This is a genomic window from Streptococcus parasanguinis, from assembly GCF_015557775.1.
Lineage (GTDB): Bacteria > Bacillota > Bacilli > Lactobacillales > Streptococcaceae > Streptococcus > Streptococcus parasanguinis_AA.
The window spans coordinates 207,462-224,183 of record NZ_JADNOY010000001.1 but is presented as its reverse complement, the minus strand read 5'-3'; the positions used below and the strand labels follow the sequence as shown (position 1 = coordinate 224,183).

Genomic DNA, 16,722 nt, shown 5'->3' with positions numbered 1-16,722 from the left:
TCAAAAATTCTCTTTCGAGCATCTGTTTTTGTATATAAAATTGTATCCGACAACTATTCAAGGGCACTAGCACCTGCAACGATTTCGGTAATTTCTTGCGTAATCGCTGCTTGACGAGCACGGTTGTATTGAATCGTTAATTCATCAATGACTTTCTTGGCATTGTCTGTTGCAGTTTGCATAGCCATCATCCCCGCAGCATTTTCAGCTGTTTTAGCATCAATAATGGCACCATAGATCATGCTTTCAGCAAATTGAGGGAGCAATTGATCCAAAATGGCATCTCGACTAGATTCCAATTCTAGATTCAATACATAATCCTCATCTGCTTCATTGGGGTCCAAATCAATAATTGGAAGCATCTGTTCCACCCGCATTTGGCTGGTCAAACTGTTGACGTGATGGTTGTAACAGACGTACAACTCATCAAACAAGCCTTCCTGATACATTTGGACTGTTTTCGAAATGATCTTGCGAACTTCCTTAAAGCTAGGTTGATCAGGCAAACCACGCAATTCATAAACCGGCTGAATCCCACGGGCACGGAAGAAATCCGCACCGACACTTCCAATACAGATCACTTCAAAGTCATCTCCAGTTGGATGGTATTCTGCCTTCATTTCCATCATGGTTTTAAGGATGGAGGCATTGTAGCCTCCGACCAAACCACGATCAGATGTAATCACGATATAAGCTGTCTTATTTACCGGCCGACTCACCAACATCGGATGGGATTTGGCATTTTCTGTTTCATGTCCATGGAGCAAGTCTGTTAGTAACTTACGTACCTTAGCGGCATAAACCTGAAAATCCTTGGCTGCTTGCTCAGATTTCCCGAGTTTAGCAGCAGACACCATCTGCATAGCATTGGTAATTTGACTGGTATTTTTAGTGGATGCAATTTTATTTTTTATATCATTTAATGAAACTGCCATCTTCCACTCCTATTTCTATTTGAAATTTGACTGGTTGACAAATTCTGTAAGGGCTGCATCCAGTTCTTCTTCTGCTGGAAGATCATGTGTCGAACGAATCGTCTCAAAGATTTGGTTATAATGTGCTTCAAAGTAATCAAACAACTCTTCTTGGAAACGAAGAATATCGTCTACTGGAACACTATCTAAGAAACCATGAGTCAAGGCATACAAGATCACGACTTGTTTTTCAACTGTCAATGGTTCATGAACAGGTTGTTTCAAGACTTCAACTGTTCGGCGACCACGGTTCAATTTCGCTTGAGTCGCAGCATCCAAGTCACTACCAAATTTCGTGAAGGCTTCCAATTCACGGTATGAAGCAAGGTCGATACGAAGGGTACCCGCAACTTTCTTCATAGCCTTGATTTGGGCAGCTCCCCCTACACGGGATACAGAAGAACCTGCATCAATGGCTGGACGAATACCAGCATTGAACAAACTATCTTGCAAGAAGATTTGTCCGTCTGTGATCGAAATCACGTTGGTTGCGATATAAGCAGAAATATCTCCTGCTTGGGTTTCAATGATTGGAAGAGCTGTAATAGAGCCACCACCCAATTCATCTGAAACTTTAGCTGAACGTTCCAACAAACGGCTGTGGAGATAGAAGACATCCCCTGGGAAGGCTTCACGTCCTGGTGGACGACGAAGAAGAAGGGACAATTCACGATAGGCTACGGCTTGTTTTGACAAATCATCATAGACGATCAAAACGTGTTTACCGTTATACATGAACTCTTCTGCCATGGCAACCCCGGCATAAGGTGCCAAGTAGAGCAATGGAGATGGTTGAGAAGCCGAAGCGGTTACCACAATCGTATAATCCATGGCTCCGTATTTACGAAGAGTTTCTACTTGCGTACGAACTGTTGATTCTTTTTGACCAATCGCCACATAGATACAGATCATGTCTTGACCCTTTTGGTTCAAGATGGTATCGATGGCAATCGAAGTTTTCCCTGTTTGACGGTCCCCGATAATCAATTCCCGTTGACCACGTCCGATTGGAACAAGGGCATCAATGGCTTTCAAACCAGTTTGTAGGGGTTCTGAGACAGATTTCCGTTGCATAACACCAGGAGCTGGTGTTTCGACTGGACGGAATTTATCTGTCACAATCTCACCCAAACCATCTACTGGTTGGCCAAGTGGGTTAACAACCCGACCAATCAAGGCATCCCCTGCAGGGACTTCCATGATTTTACCTGTACGACGGACAGAGTCTCCTTCACGAATATCCGTGAAATCACCTAAGATGATGATCCCGACATCCGTTGTTTCTAAGTTTTGGGCCATCCCGTATGAGCCATTTTCAAAGATCAACAACTCACCACTCATGGCATTTTCAAGACCATGAGCACGGGCAATCCCGTCACCAATGTAGGTTACAACACCTGTCTCAGTGACGTCAAAGTTTGGCTTGAAATTTTCAATTTGTTGCTTAATTAAAGCGCTGATTTCTTGTGCGTTAATCGCCAAAATTCACACCACTTTCTATTTCAATTTAGATTTTATAACTTGCAATTGGTGTTTGAGACTGGTATCCAACGTTTTATGATTGGCTGTCACGACAAAGCCACCAATTAAATCTGGATCGATCTTTTGTTGGATCGAGCGAACTTGAATCCCAAATTTTCTTTCGATAATGGGGATTAGCTTTTGCTCTTGAACAGGATCCAAACCAGCAACCGTCGTAACAGTGACGACAAAAGCGTTGCTCAACAGTTGAATCTGATCCAAACAAATCGTTACAATGTCATAAAATAAGGCTTCACGATGATTGAGAATAACCACTTCAATCAAATGGTCGAGTAATTGTGAATCCGAGGGTTGAAAAAGTCTGAGACTTTTTGCTTTCTCTTCATCCTCTACACCGATATGAGCTAAGAAGTTAGCAAGTCCAGTCTCCTCAAAAATCCCCTTGATTTGGGTCAATTTTTCAAAGACTAGATCTTGTTCTCCTTTTTCAAAGACCAATTGAACAAAAGGCTGGGTATATTTCTCAATCACCATCAGTTGCTTTTTGTCCATTAGGCTTCTCCTAATTCATCAAGATAGCGATCGATCAGTTGGCGTTGACCTTCAGCATCCAGCTCTTGGCTCAACAATTTGCTGGCAAGATTGACAGTGAGATCTGCCACATCACCTTTGATACTGTTCAATGCTTCTTCTTTGTTATGCGCAATTTCTTGTTGCGCTTTTTCTTTCAAACGTACTGCTTCTTGAGTGGCTTCTGAAAGGATCTGAGATTTATTCTTTTCTGCAGTTTCCTTTGCATTTTCGACGATAGACGCAGCTTCTTTGCGGCTACCTGCCAACTCTTCTTCACGTTTACTTGCTAGTTCCTCAGCTTTTTGACGAGCTGATTCAGCTCCATCAATATCATCTGTAATCTTTTTGGCACGCGCTTCTAAAATTCCATTGATATTGTTCCATGCAAATTTCTTTATTAAAAAGATTAATAATAGGAAGGAACCAGCAATGAGAATAAAGTCACCAATAATTTCACTCATTGATACATGCATTCTTCTACTCCTCCTCTACTTACTCTTCACCATTAATTTTCTTACCAATATAAATTGATGACAACATGGTAAACACATAGGCTTGGATACATGAAATGAAAATCGAAAACGCTGTCCACGCCATGCTTCCAATAAAGGCAAATGGATACCAATAAACAGCTTGATGCGACAAAGTCACAAGCAAGCTTGCTAGTACCTCACCCGCAAAGATATTTCCGAAGATCCGAAGGGCCAAGGAGGCAAAGTTCGTTAATTCTTCCAAAATATTCATGGGGGTCATAAATCCGGGTGTCACAAAAGCCTTTAAATATTCCTTCACACCACGTCTGCGAATTCCTTCTACATGGGCGATTAAGGTGATCAAAAATGAAAAGGCAAAGTCATAACCCAGGTTAGCGGTTGGTGATGTCCACAAATTGTAACCATTGGTCGTTTCGATTTTAGCCATCAATCCAATGTTATTGGCTACTAAAAGAAAGAGGAAAAGAACAAACAAGAACAAGGAATAGTCCTTTATGTAATGTTCCCCAATATTTCCTTTTGTAAAGCCTACGACAAAGTCATATGCGTATTCCAGCACATTTTGTTTGCCTTTTGGTCGGATCGACATTTTTCGACTGGCCCAATAAATGAAGCCAAAAACGGCGAAAACAGAAATCAGGGTCATAGCAAGTAGGGTCAAATTAAAAGATACAGGTCCAAGAGTAATCGTTGGATTGATACTTTCTTCCAAGGTTTGACACCTCCTTTTCTAAAATAGAAGCGTCTATTTGATAATAAAGGCCATAACCAAGGTTACGAAGAAAGTACCTTCGACAAAGGCAACACCAAGAATCAAGAGGCTACGCAATTGACCGATAATTTCTGGTTGACGAGACGCAGATTTCAATAAGCTACTCATCATCAAACCTTCTGCCAGTGATACACCAAAACAGGCTAAACAAAGACCTAAAAATGTTAAATTCATGATGAATTCTCCTTTTATAAATTTTACCTCCTTAGTTTACTACTAAAAGATATAATAGTCAAATATTTCCTATAAAAGTAAGCGTTTTAGTGAAATTACGTTATTTTTTTAATATGATAATTTTTCCTATCTACGATTGATTTCTTTTAATTTTTAGACGCTTTGTCCACCTCTATTCATTTTTCCTTCTAAAAAACTCTCACCTGCTCAGCAGATGAGAGAATTCGATTATTTAAAGATAGACGTTTTGAAACTGTCTGTTTGTTGCAGTAATTTCTTAAAGATTTTTTCTTTCAAGGCAAGGGTATTGTCAAATTTGACAGAACCATTCTTCAAACTGGCCTGATCTTTTTCAACCGCAGTTGCAAAGGCTTGTTTTAAGTCATCATAAGTGCTATAAGTAGTCCCATCAACTTCAATAGCCTGAAGTCCATTTTTAGCACTGGTCACCACTTCGTTGAAGTAGGCTTTCTTCCAGTCTTCAAGGGTACTGAATGTTCCATCAGAAATCTTTTGAATGATGTAATCATCCCCTAAAGTCGCATGACCTGCTTGTTTGGATTCTTGTTTATACTTGTTTGAAGCATAGCCTAAGAAGCCTTTTTCATAACCATAGTAGCCCCAGAGTCTAAAGGTATTGTGTTTGAAGGACATGGCTCCAGGAGCCCCTTCACTGGTGTTTCCACCATAGATCCCTGTCATCATCGGCACCGTCACATAGGCTGAGCCAAAGTCTAATGGATTATAGACACCATTTCCAGGACCACGATTGGTCATGAAGTTGTTGGTGATGAGATCATCTACTGAATGTAAGGTGATGGCTTTTTCCTCATCACTCAAAGGACGCACCTTATCAAATTGATTCTTGGTATTAGCCCCTCGGTATTGTTTATCAACCTTCTTGAACCATGCATTGTTCAAGTCTTGACTGCCTTTATTGAGGACGGCTTCTCCTTCTAGGTAATCCAGAAGCATGAGAGTGTCATTATAGCCTTTCATATACCGATCAATTTCGTCACGTGACTTCAAATCATTTGGATTGGTATTGTACCATTGGTTTCCATCGTTAGGACGCTCATAGGCCATGTTGAGACCTAAGGCCTTGTATTCCCCGTTTGGATTGGATACGGATGGTGTTTGCAACATTCCTTGGGCAAAGGCTTCGATATCGGTTCCTTCGCGGTGTCTCCAACCACCTAAGTAAACCATACGGTCATTGACGTGCGTCGTTTCGTGCGTGAAGGCAGAGACCCCAAAGTCACTGATCATATCGGTCACCATGAAGAAGACAGAGTCATCTTTATATGGATTTCCGTAAATTCGCGCCACTGCTCCCATCCGCCAATCTGTCGCATGGTAACGATCGGTTGGACCATACAATTCACGGATTGGAGCCACATCCTTGCCACTGTTGGTATGTCCATAACGGTCTGTACTAATGCCCTTGTAGTTTTGGTTATCAAGGACAGGGGTCGGCACCATATTGTTGCTCTTCAAGAGCTGATTGCGAACCTTATCCGTTGCTAGACGTGACCAGAAATCTAGGTAATTCTGTTGGCCTTTCGCTACCTTGTCAATTTCCTCTTTGAAGGCCGTTCGTTCCGCTTCCGTGTTCTTGCCATATTTCTCGAAGGAACTATAGGCCATAGTGTTGTAAGTTGAAATCAAGAACATATGAGCATCTTTTAAGTTCAAGAGTGGCAAGATCATTTTACCGTGAACATCATTGTTTAAGCCCTCATAGGCTCTGTGTTTAGCAGACGCGAATGCTGGATTGGTCGTCTCAGGCTCCACAATATAGACATTGTCTTTGGTTGCTTTGATGAACCAATCGTTCAAGTCTGTCTCTTTTGTAAAGAGCTCCATATTGTACTTCAAGAAGTCATTGAGGTTACCAGAAAGAGTCGATTTAGCCACGACTTCACGGAAAGCATCGTGGGTACGAGTCCCTTTGATGTAGTCTTCTTTTGAGCCGATTTCAATCAAGCGGTCTAAGACATCAACATTCTTCCCATAGAAGTCTGGCTTGAACAACATGAGTTGCTTGAGATTGACATTATCGAATTTCACCCCGTAATAACGGTTGAGGTAAGAAAGACCCAAAAGAACAGCAGCCTTATTATCATCAATCTTCTTAATGAGCGCACGTTTGGCAGCTTCATCTGTATTTAATTGATGATCTTGGTTTTCAACCAGTTGTTTGACAAAGTGAGTCAGATTGTCCTTGACTTCTTGGAAGCTTTCTTCGAGGTAAAGGTTCTTGATGGCATTGACTTTGTTAGGTCCTGTTCGACCTAAGTGAGTGTAGATTGGATCTGATTGCAATTCTACTGGACTTAGTTTTCCTACGATGGCATCAATGAGATCGCTCCGGTCTTTGTCCACCATATTCGGTGTGTAGATCACTTCACCGAGCTCTGCTACACTGTACTCTTTGACTTGTTTGACCTTAGAATCTTTCGGCATCATGCTAAAGATATCTTTGGTCTTATCCGCGTAATGGATCAGGATGTGATCCGCATCCGCTAGTTTAGTGACAAAATCATTGCCCTTCATAGCGGTCACAGACAAGACTTCCTTGGTCAAGAGAGGACTCGTTGCAGCCAATTTATTCCCTTGGTCGACAATCCATTCTTTGTTGTAGAATGGTTGCAATTTAGCAATATTGCGGTAAGCTAACTCACGAGTCGCATCGTAAGCAGTGATGGCCTTGTATTGATCGTCTTTGCTAACAAGGTGATTGAGCGTATCTTCAATCGGTTTGCTGCTGGTGAATTTATCAGCAGTGATTCCCATTGCTTCGATTTTCTGCTCAGCTTCTGCCAGCGAGATGCTTGGGATTTTACGGGAGTTGTTAAAGGTTTTCTTCCCTTCACTCACGCCTTCCACACTGTAATTGCGCTTGGTTCTTGAATAGGTGAAGTAATCATCAGCGTCGATATCCGAATGTCCGAAGACCATCTCACCAGTTTTGACTTTCATCATGGTGATGTTGTCTTCAATAGTCCCCAAGGCCCAGTTGGTCCCTAGTAATCCACCAGATTGAACCGCTTCTTTGAGTTCAATTGAACCTTTAGCAACGGAGTTTCTGAGAACCCCTTCTTTACCGACTGTGTGGTTATTTCCACCATTTTGAGAGGAATAAACGAGACCTGCAGCTTTGGCTTTGTTCCCAGTGATTTCAGCATCAACGTAAGCTTTTTCAACAACACCTTTCCAGTTCTCGCCAACAACACCCGCTAGATAGCCACCTTTGTTCCCAGCAGCGTGCAGTTTCCCGATAAAGGCGACATTACTTACTTTCCCACTGCCATCAATTTTATTGACGATCCCTGCTACGTCATTGTTCCCAACAACACTTCCTGTTACTTTAACATTTTCAACAGTTGCATTGTTTTTGATAACACCTGCTATTGGGGCTACTCGATCTGTCCCAGGTAGGTCAATATTGACATTTTCAAGCAAGAGATTCTTAACCGAGCCACCTTCGATGTTCCCAAATAATGGTCTTGTAATGTTATGGATGGCAAATTTATTTCCATTCGTACTTTCCAAAATTCCCTTGAAGGCATTGGTCACATAGGATTTCCCTACTGGCTGGACATTAGCCGCATTCATATTGCTACCCAGTTTAAAGGTACCAGTCGGATTGGCTTGCATAGCTTTTACAAGTTCGTTGAAATTGTAGTAGACATCCCCTTCATGAGCTTTGGGTTTTGCAATATAGTGGACATAGTCCTCACTGAACTGGTTGTCCGCAGTCCGTTGGATGAGATCAGGAGCTTTGGCTGTTACTTTGTAGAGGGTCACGCCATCTACCGTTACTTCTTCAATTTTATCAACGGCTAGTTTTGTAACCTTATTATCATAGGTAGTGACCTTTAAGTAGTAAGGCTTCACATCTGATGGTGTTTCAGACAAGAGGCTGCTATCGGTCTCAAGACCTTGGTCATCCACGCTAATCAGACTGGTTTCCTTGATGTTTTTGATTTCAACTTTTTTAAGATCAATTCTCAGTGGTTTTTCCTTGAGAACTTCTTCTTCATCCCCATTTCCACGGTCATACACCATGGTCGTTGCGAGCGTATAATCCTTGTAGTAGTCCAAGTCCGCTAAAGCAGCTGCCAAGTCCGTCTCTGAAAGGGTCAGGGTTTTCACCACTTGATCACCCTTCTTCAATACAGCCTGGATGGACTTGATGGTCACACCGTCTGGTTTATCCAAATGATAAGTAGCTTTAGCACTGCGCTTCAATTCTTCCTTATCGACCTGGGTCAAAGTTAAGGTAGGCTTATCAAGTTCTTTGGTCCCTTGTTGAATGATCTGATCTTGGGCTTGTTCTACTACTTCTTCAGAAATTGTAGGAGCATCCGTTGTCTTAACTCCCTTAATGGTCTTGTAAACCTTGGTGATTTTCTTCTTCCCATTTTTACCGACTTGAGAAACCCTTTCGGATCCTTTTAGCAAGGTGGCATCTTGTTCGGTTACCGTCTTAAATGGAATTTCCTCATACGAAACATCCTCTGTTTGGCCTTCAATCGCCTTAGTCCCACGACTAATTTTTTCTGTCACAGGAGCTTTTACTGTTTCAGTTGTCGTGCTCACGGGTTCGCCAATCTTCTCACCATTGACCGTCTTATAAACACGACGAATCTCCTGGCTACCAGCCTCGCCTTTCTGAAGAAGGCTTTCTTCATCTGTGTAACGATTGGCATCCGTTACATACTCTGTTTCATATGGAAGGATTACCGTTTCTGTCTCTGTTACCGTCCCTTCCGTTACTTGATAGGTTGGGTTCTCCGGTTGAATAGGGGCTTCGCCGACATGGCCTTCTTCTTGTGTCCCTTTAGCTTCCACCACACCTGTATAGGCTGGGTTCTCTGGTTGAACAGGGGCTTCGCCGACATGGCCTTCTTCCTGCGTTCCCTTAGCTTCCACCACACCTGTATAGGCTGGAGTCTCTGGTTGAACAGGAGCTTCACCGACATGGCCTTCTTCCTGTGTTCCCTTGGCTTCTACCACGCCTGTATAGACTGGGTTCTCCGGTTGAACTGGGGCTTCGCCGACATGGCCTTCTTCTTGTGTCCCCTTGGCTTCCACCACACCTGTATAGGCTTGATTCTCTGGTTGAACAGGAGCTTCGCCGACATGGCCTTCTTCTTGTGTCCCCTTAGCCGTTACAACTGGAGAAGGGCTGGGTTGAGGGGTTGGTTGGGCATCTTCTTTTGTCCCAACAGCAAGAATTTGTGAAACTGGTTCTTTGGTGACCTTGCTTTCGACTACTCTGCGAACTTCTTGTCCATCTACCACACTCACTTCCGTCAATATGGTACGCTCCCCATTTTGGCCAGCAGTCAGCACCTTGGTTTGCCCTTTGGCTAATGTAGGATCAGCTTGCTTGACGGTTTCAAATGGCACAGGCTCAGTAGAGACTTCCAGGCTTGGTTTTTCAACTTGAGGAAAGGCTGGAGCGACTTCTGGCGTCACACGCGCTTGTGCTTCCACTTGTGGAATACCTGTACTTGTTTTGATCGTTCCTTCTACAGAAGGTTTCGTTTCCTGCATAGCCTTTGGCTCTCGTAAGCTCGTCTTTTGGACTGACGGGTAGCGCAGATAGCCCACATAGTCATAGCCATCAATTTGAATCACACCATCTGCAAGATCTTCGCTCGATGCGATCGCAAGATCCTGATTATAAGCGCGCAAGACTTGATTTTGTAGGGCTGCGACTTCAACTGGAAGTAGAAGACTTTGTCCCATGGCTCCAATCAAAAGGACGCCCATGACCTTCTTCCGGTGCTTTTTAGAGAGTAAGAGGACCGCAAAGGAAGCAGTGGCTAGACTTAGGCCAAATAGGGCGACTTCCTGACTTCCTGTTTGAGGAAGAACCGACTGAATTGCTTCCTTCTTCTTATAGACGAGATAGAAAGTATCTTCATTTTGATACTCTTCAGGGATTGCATGAATCACCTGTTCTTTTTCTTCAGCAGTTAGCTCTTCTTCTGTCACATATCCTAAGTGCACATGAGTAGGGAGGGTCACCTGATCTGCTTGGACAGGACGAGCCCCTAACAAGCTTCCTCCTAATAAAAAGACTCCAATGGCTACCGGACCAACACCGACAGATAATTTTCGAATCGAATATTTGGTCATTTTTTCAAACGTTTGTTTCGCTTTTTTCATCCTAAAATTCCTATATAGTAATATTTAACCCTCAAGCAAGGACCTGATTGTTTTTAGAGAGGTTGGGATCCTTTCTAGAAATAAGAACCTTCCCGGGATTTTTTACCTTTACCTATCTTATCTTTTTTCTTCTATTTTAGCAAGCTCTAAAACTCAAAAAAATAAACCGTTTTCTTTATAGGAAGAAAGCAACACAAAAAACGCCTCGAAAGGCGTTTGTATTATAGATCTATTTATAAGGATTGGTACAAATCATTGTATCGTTGACTAGCCGTATCCCATGAGAAGTCACGCGTCATAGCTTGCTCTTGGAGACCATACCAAGCCTGTTTGTCATTGTAGTAGACAGCCAAGGCTTCATCAACCGCCCAGTTAAACCAATAACCAGACAAATTATTGAAGCTAAAGCCTGTTCCACTTCCATCAACAGCATTAAACGGTTGAACGGTATCACGAAGTCCGCCGACTTCATGCACCAAAGGAAGGGTTCCATAACGCATGGCCATCATTTGAGAAAGGCCACACGGTTCAAAGCGACTTGGCATCAAGAAGACATCCGACGCTGCATAGATTTCTTGAGCCAATTGGACATCAAATGTGATATTCGCTGAAAGTTTATCTGGGTAGGCTTGACCAAACCAAGCAAAGGCATTTTCAAATCCAGGATCTCCTGTACCGAGCAAGACAATCTGAATATCCTTTTGCAAAAGTTGATGCAACTCTTCTACCACCACATCAAAACCTTTTTGACGTGTCAAACGAGAGACGATCCCAAACAAAGGAACATCATCGCGAACAGGTAGACCAACACGTTCTTGAAGAGCTCGTTTGCTAGCTGCTTTACCTGAAAGATCTGAGAGACTGAAGTGATGCGTCAAGAGTGGATCCGTTTCAGGATTATACAGATCCGCATCAATCCCGTTAACAATTCCGGTCACCTTGCCAGACTCCATTCGAAGGATCTGATCCAAGCCACAACCATATTCGGCAGTCATAATCTCATGCGCATAGCTAGGAGAAACGGTTGTTACACGGTCAGCATATAGAATACCAGCTTTCATCCAGTTCAGGCAATCATTCCACCGAAGCGTTCCATCTGCATAGCGTTCAAATCCAACTCCGAATAGGTCCCACAACATTCCTGGGTCGAACTGACCTTGGAATTCCAAATTATGGATAGTCAATACTGTTTTAATTCCATGATAAGCTTGAATCCAACGGTATTTTTCCTTCAGCAAGAAAGGAATCATCGCCGTATGGTAATCATGGGCATGAAGAACATCTGGAACGAAGTCAACTCGTTCCATCGTTTCTAAGGCCGCGAGCTGGAAGAAGGCAAAGCGTTCGCCATCATCGAAGTCACCATACACATGTCCTCTAAAGAAATAGTGTTGGTTATCAATAAAGTAAAAGGTGACGTCATCGCGCACAATGCGTTTCACACCAACATATTGACTTCTCCAGCCAACCTTGGTCTCAAAATGCAAGATATCTTCAATTTGATCTCCAAACTTAGCCTCTACCATATCATAGTAAGGGAGGATCACGCGCACATCATGACCACTTTTCGCTAAGGATTTAGGAAGAGCGCCAATAACGTCTCCCAAACCACCTGTTTTAGAAAACGGTGCTCCTTCAGCTGCAACAAATAATAGTTTCATTAGACAATATCCTCTGTAACAATCGTTCCTTTTTTAACCACGACAGGTGCTTCTTCTGTCCCACGAATCGTCACACCAGCAGCCACTTCGACACCCTTATCCAGGATGGCATGTTCGACGATTGCATTTTCATGAATCACAACACCAGGGAAGAGAAGACTACTGCGGACCTCTGAACCTTGATGAAGGTGTACCCGACGTGAAACAACGGATCGTTCAACGGTTCCTTCTACAATACTACCCGAAGCAAATTGAGACGATTTAATATGTGAAGTCTTGGAATAATACGTTGGTTCTTCATTCTTCACTTTCGTATACACTTTTTGATTTGGTGAAAAGAGCTTCATGAATTTTTGGTTTTCCAACATATCCAAGTTTGCATGGTAGTAGGATTCCACTGAATGAATATTGGCAAGGTAGCCTGTATATTCAAAGGCAAAAGCATTGTATTCCACTGCCAAATCACGCAAGATATAGCGCAATTTTTGTGGGTATTCTTTCTTGGCTTCTTCTTCAATTTTTTCAATCAACCAAGGAGTGTCCACAATAAAGACATCTGTTGACATGTTGTAGACTTCGTCAGGATCCTTGCCATCAAAAAGTCTTTGCTCTGTAACATGGTCTGTTTCATCAATTTTCAAGACAGCATTGACTTCAGAGATATTTTGAAGATGCAACTTTTTGTAAACAACTGTAATCGGACGGTCAACGCTATTATGCAAGTGGAAAACTTGATTGAGGTCAATATTCATCAAAACATCACAGTTTAAAGCAACTGTTTGGTTGGAACCAGACCGTTTCAAATAGGTCAATAATTGTTGGTAGTATTCTGGCCCTACCGTTGTATTTTCAACTGGAGTATTATAGATTCCGAGGTAATAGTGGCTCAATAAAGTAGACAAGCCCCACTCACGACCTGAACGAATATGGTCAAAGACCGAACTAATATTTTCTTGTTGGAAAATCCCAAAAACACTACGAATACCAGCATTCGCAAGACTAGACAATGGGAAGTCGATTAAGCGGTATTTCCCATCAAACGGTAGGGAGGCTACCGGACGATGGCTGGTCAAAGTGGACATATCATGATACCCAACTGTATTTCCTAAAATGGCTGAATATTTATCAATCTTCATCTGTTGCTACCCCCACTTTTTCATTGTAACCGACAACTTGTACTTCCTCTGTTCCATCAATCACGACACCTTCTGCAATGATTGCACCTTCTCCGATAATCGCGCGTTTCACGACAGCTCCTTTACCGATAATGGCATTGCTCATCACGACAGCATCTTCAACAACTGCTCCTTCACGAACTTGAGCTTCTGTTGATAAGATGGAGTGTTTGACTGTACCGTCTACCGAACAACCGTCGACGACAAGAGAATCTTCGATGTGACCATGTTCTCCAAAGAAGTTTGGTGGTGAAATAAGGTTGCGTGAATAGATTTTCCAGTGACGATCGCGACTATCCAAGGCATTATTTGGATCGATATATTCCATATTGGCTTCCCAAAGAGACTCAATCGTACCAACGTCTTTCCAATAACCATTGAATTCATAAGCATAAACACTTTCGCCTGATTCTAGATAAGTTGGAATGACATTTTTACCGAAGTCTGACATATCGATATCGCTCTTTTCAGCAGCAACCAACATATTGCGCAGACGAGCCCAGTCAAAGATGTAAATCCCCATGGAAGCCTTGGTAGATTTTGGTTCAGCTGGTTTTTCTTCAAATTCAACAATCCGATTATTGGCATCTGTATTCATGATTCCAAAACGGCTTGCTTCCTTCAAAGGTACATCTAGGACTGCAACGGTCAAACTTGCGTTATTATCCTTGTGCGCTTGAAGCATGTCATCGTAATCCATCTTGTAAATGTGGTCCCCAGATAGAATCAAGACATATTCCGGATTGATGCTATCGATATAGTCGATGTTTTGAAGAATAGCATGGCTAGTTCCTTCAAACCAACGATTTCCTTCACTAGCTGAATAAGGTTGGAGAATAGACACACCCGTATTGATTCCATCTAAACCCCAGCTGGAACCATTCCCAATATGGCTGTTAAGGGCAAGTGGTTGATACTGTGTAATCACACCAACATTGTGAATTCCTGAGTTGGCACAGTTTGAGAGAGCAAAATCGATAATCCGATAGCGCCCACCAAATTGAACCGCAGGTTTCGCGATGTTTTTGGTTAATTTTCCAAGACGTGTTCCTTGCCCACCGGCAAGAATTAAAGCGAGCATTTCATTCTTCATTGACTACTTCCTCTTTTTAAAGCTTGGACTCCCTTAGAGTCAACCGATCATCATTTTTTATCTGATGTTTTAGATTTCGTTTTGCGAACCTTCCGTTTCACCTTCCAAATGCTAGCTCCTAAAGCCGGCAAAGTAAAGGTCAAAGTTTGTTCATAATCCTTCCACAGTCCATCTTGAGACTGAACTGTCGGATTGTGCTCTTTCCAGACACCTCCCCATTCTTCTAATTCTGTATTCCAAATTTCTTCATAGACCGCTGATATAGGCACACCAATCGTAAAGTCCTTGCGTTCTACTGGTGCCATATTAAAGACGCACACCAAAAGATCACCCTTACGATTTTTCCGGATCATAGACAAGACGCTCTGATCCCGGTTATCTGCATCAATAATCTCTAAGCCATCAAAGCTATCATCAATCTCCCACAATTCCTTGTGTTCTTTGTAGAAATGATTGAGCTGAGAAGTGAAACGACGCATCTTAGCATTCATTTCATCCTCTAGATTGCCCCATTCCAATTGCTCTTCTGACTTCCATTCCAAAAATTGACCAAATTCTGAACCCATAAAGAGTAATTTCTTACCTGGATGGCAAATCTGATAGGTCAAGAGGTTACGGAGTCCAGCAAATTGATTGTAACGATCTCCCCACATCTTATGCATCAAACTCTTCTTACCATGCACCACTTCATCATGTGAAAATGGTAGTAAGAAGTTTTCAGAAAATGCATACATGAAACTAAAGGTTACCAGGTTAAAGTCAAATTTCCGGTAGATGGGATCTTCTTCGTAGAATCGAAGGATATCATTCATCCACCCCATATTCCATTTATAGTCAAAGCCAAGTCCACCTTCTTCTTCAGGACCCGTGATCTTTTGACCAGCAGAACTTTCTTCTGCAATCATCATGACATCTGGGTGTTCGTTCTTGATAATCGCATTCAACCGTCTAAGGAAATGAACGCCTTCGTAGTTGAGGTTTCCACCATCAATATTTGGTGTCCATGGACCGCTATCGTAGTCAAGATAGAGCATATTGCTCACAGCATCGACCCGAATCCCATCTAAATGATAGGTATCAATCCAAAACTTCAAACTAGAAATCAAGAATGACTGGACTTGATTCTTCCCTAAATCGAAGTTCAAGGCTCCCCATCCGTAGTTATGAGCACGATGTTCATCCTGGTATTCAAAGGTTGGTGTTCCATCATAATAAGCCAAGGCATCATCATTGATAATGAAATGTCCTGGTACCCAATCCACGATCACTCCGATATTGTTGAGGTGGCATTCTTCCACGAAGTCTTGAAACTCTTCTGGGCTACCATAAGTCTGCTCGAGTGCAAAATATCCCATGAGCTGATAGCCCCAACTCAAGCCCAATGGATGGGCCATCACTGGCATAAATTCCACGTGGGTGTAGTTCATCTCCACCAAATATGGAATCAATTCTTCTTTTAGTTGTTTGAAGGTATAGGAACTGTGATCCTCATTACGTTTCCACGATCCTGCGTGAACCTCATAAATATTAACAGGTCGTTCCTTAAAACCAAGTTTTTTGCGGCGTGCTCTCCAGAGACCATCTTTCCAGTTTTTCTCTGGAATGGTCTTAATAATAGATCCTGTATTGGGTCTCTTTTCCATCCATAATGCTAGAGGATCGATTTTTTGCACCTGATGACCATTTTGTCGAGTCACCAAATACTTGTATATATCTCCCTCTTTTGCATCGGAACAGAAGACTTCCCAGACGCCTCCTTCATTACGAACCATTGGAATTTTACGAGCTTCCCAATCAGTGAAATCACCAATCAGATCCACCGCCTGAGCATTGGGAGCCCAAACACGGAAGGTAAAGCCTTCTTGTTCTCCCCTTGTTTCCTTGTGAGCTCCTAAGTACTCTTGAAGATGGAAATTATCCCCTCTTCCAAATGTCCATAAGTCTGTGCTTCTATCCATATACTCACCTCTTTGTTTTTTGAAAGCGTTTTCTATTTGGTATTATTCTACTATAAAATCACTTAATTTTCAAGTTGATTCCTGTAAAATCATGTAAAATTATCAGGAAAAGTTTTTCCATTTTCTTTCCCGAACCTTTTCGATCCTTCCTTGGTCATCCTCCTTATCTTACTTACGATTATA

General features: G+C 42.4%; 11 protein-coding genes. All 11 read right to left on the bottom strand.

Annotated features, from left to right (window positions below; all coding sequences use genetic code 11):
• Positions 1 to 53: 53 nt before the first annotated feature.
• Positions 54 to 935 (bottom strand): F0F1 ATP synthase subunit gamma, encoded by an 882-nt coding sequence (locus I2F76_RS01105; protein ID WP_155199440.1) that lies wholly within the window; start codon positions 933 to 935, stop codon positions 54 to 56.
• Positions 936 to 950: 15 nt separating this feature from the next.
• On the bottom strand, positions 951 to 2,456 hold the full coding sequence (gene atpA, locus I2F76_RS01100) for a F0F1 ATP synthase subunit alpha (protein WP_003006447.1): 1,506 nt from the start codon (positions 2,454 to 2,456) through the stop codon (positions 951 to 953).
• 15 nt (positions 2,457 to 2,471) lie between these two features.
• Positions 2,472 to 3,008 carry a F0F1 ATP synthase subunit delta gene (locus I2F76_RS01095; RefSeq protein WP_024055549.1) on the bottom strand — a complete coding sequence of 179 codons (537 nt, stop codon included), beginning with the start codon at positions 3,006 to 3,008 and terminating at the stop codon, positions 2,472 to 2,474.
• Complete coding sequence (gene atpF / locus I2F76_RS01090; RefSeq protein ID WP_195487059.1) at positions 3,008 to 3,502, bottom strand: F0F1 ATP synthase subunit B; 495 nt, start codon at positions 3,500 to 3,502, stop codon at positions 3,008 to 3,010. Before atpF ends, I2F76_RS01095 begins: the two co-directional genes overlap by 1 nt.
• 19 nt (positions 3,503 to 3,521) lie before the next feature.
• Entirely contained in the window at positions 3,522 to 4,235 is a 714-nt protein-coding gene (gene atpB / locus I2F76_RS01085) for a F0F1 ATP synthase subunit A (protein WP_024055550.1), read from the bottom strand.
• Between the two features lie 33 nt (positions 4,236 to 4,268).
• Positions 4,269 to 4,469, bottom strand: a complete 201-nt coding sequence (locus tag I2F76_RS01080) for a F0F1 ATP synthase subunit C (RefSeq protein ID WP_003006433.1) — start codon at positions 4,467 to 4,469, stop codon at positions 4,269 to 4,271.
• A gap of 228 nt (positions 4,470 to 4,697) precedes the next feature.
• Positions 4,698 to 10,652, bottom strand: coding sequence for a ZmpA/ZmpB/ZmpC family metallo-endopeptidase (locus I2F76_RS01075; RefSeq protein WP_195487058.1), 5,955 nt, complete (start codon positions 10,650 to 10,652; stop codon positions 4,698 to 4,700).
• Between the two features lie 233 nt (positions 10,653 to 10,885).
• On the bottom strand, positions 10,886 to 12,313 hold the full coding sequence (gene glgA / locus I2F76_RS01070; protein ID WP_195487057.1) for a glycogen synthase GlgA: 1,428 nt from the start codon (positions 12,311 to 12,313) through the stop codon (positions 10,886 to 10,888).
• Positions 12,313 to 13,449 (bottom strand): glucose-1-phosphate adenylyltransferase subunit GlgD, encoded by a 1,137-nt coding sequence (gene glgD / locus I2F76_RS01065; RefSeq protein WP_003006422.1) that lies wholly within the window; start codon positions 13,447 to 13,449, stop codon positions 12,313 to 12,315. Before glgD ends, glgA begins: the two co-directional genes overlap by 1 nt.
• The gene (locus I2F76_RS01060; protein ID WP_003002477.1) at positions 13,439 to 14,581 is read right to left on the bottom strand and encodes a glucose-1-phosphate adenylyltransferase; all 1,143 of its coding nucleotides are present in this window, start codon (positions 14,579 to 14,581) and stop codon (positions 13,439 to 13,441) included. The genes glgD and I2F76_RS01060 overlap by 11 nt, the downstream gene beginning before the upstream one ends.
• Positions 14,582 to 14,631: 50 nt before the next feature.
• On the bottom strand, positions 14,632 to 16,539 hold the full coding sequence (gene glgB / locus I2F76_RS01055; protein WP_049506438.1) for a 1,4-alpha-glucan branching protein GlgB: 1,908 nt from the start codon (positions 16,537 to 16,539) through the stop codon (positions 14,632 to 14,634).
• Between the last annotated feature and the right edge of the window lie 183 nt (positions 16,540 to 16,722).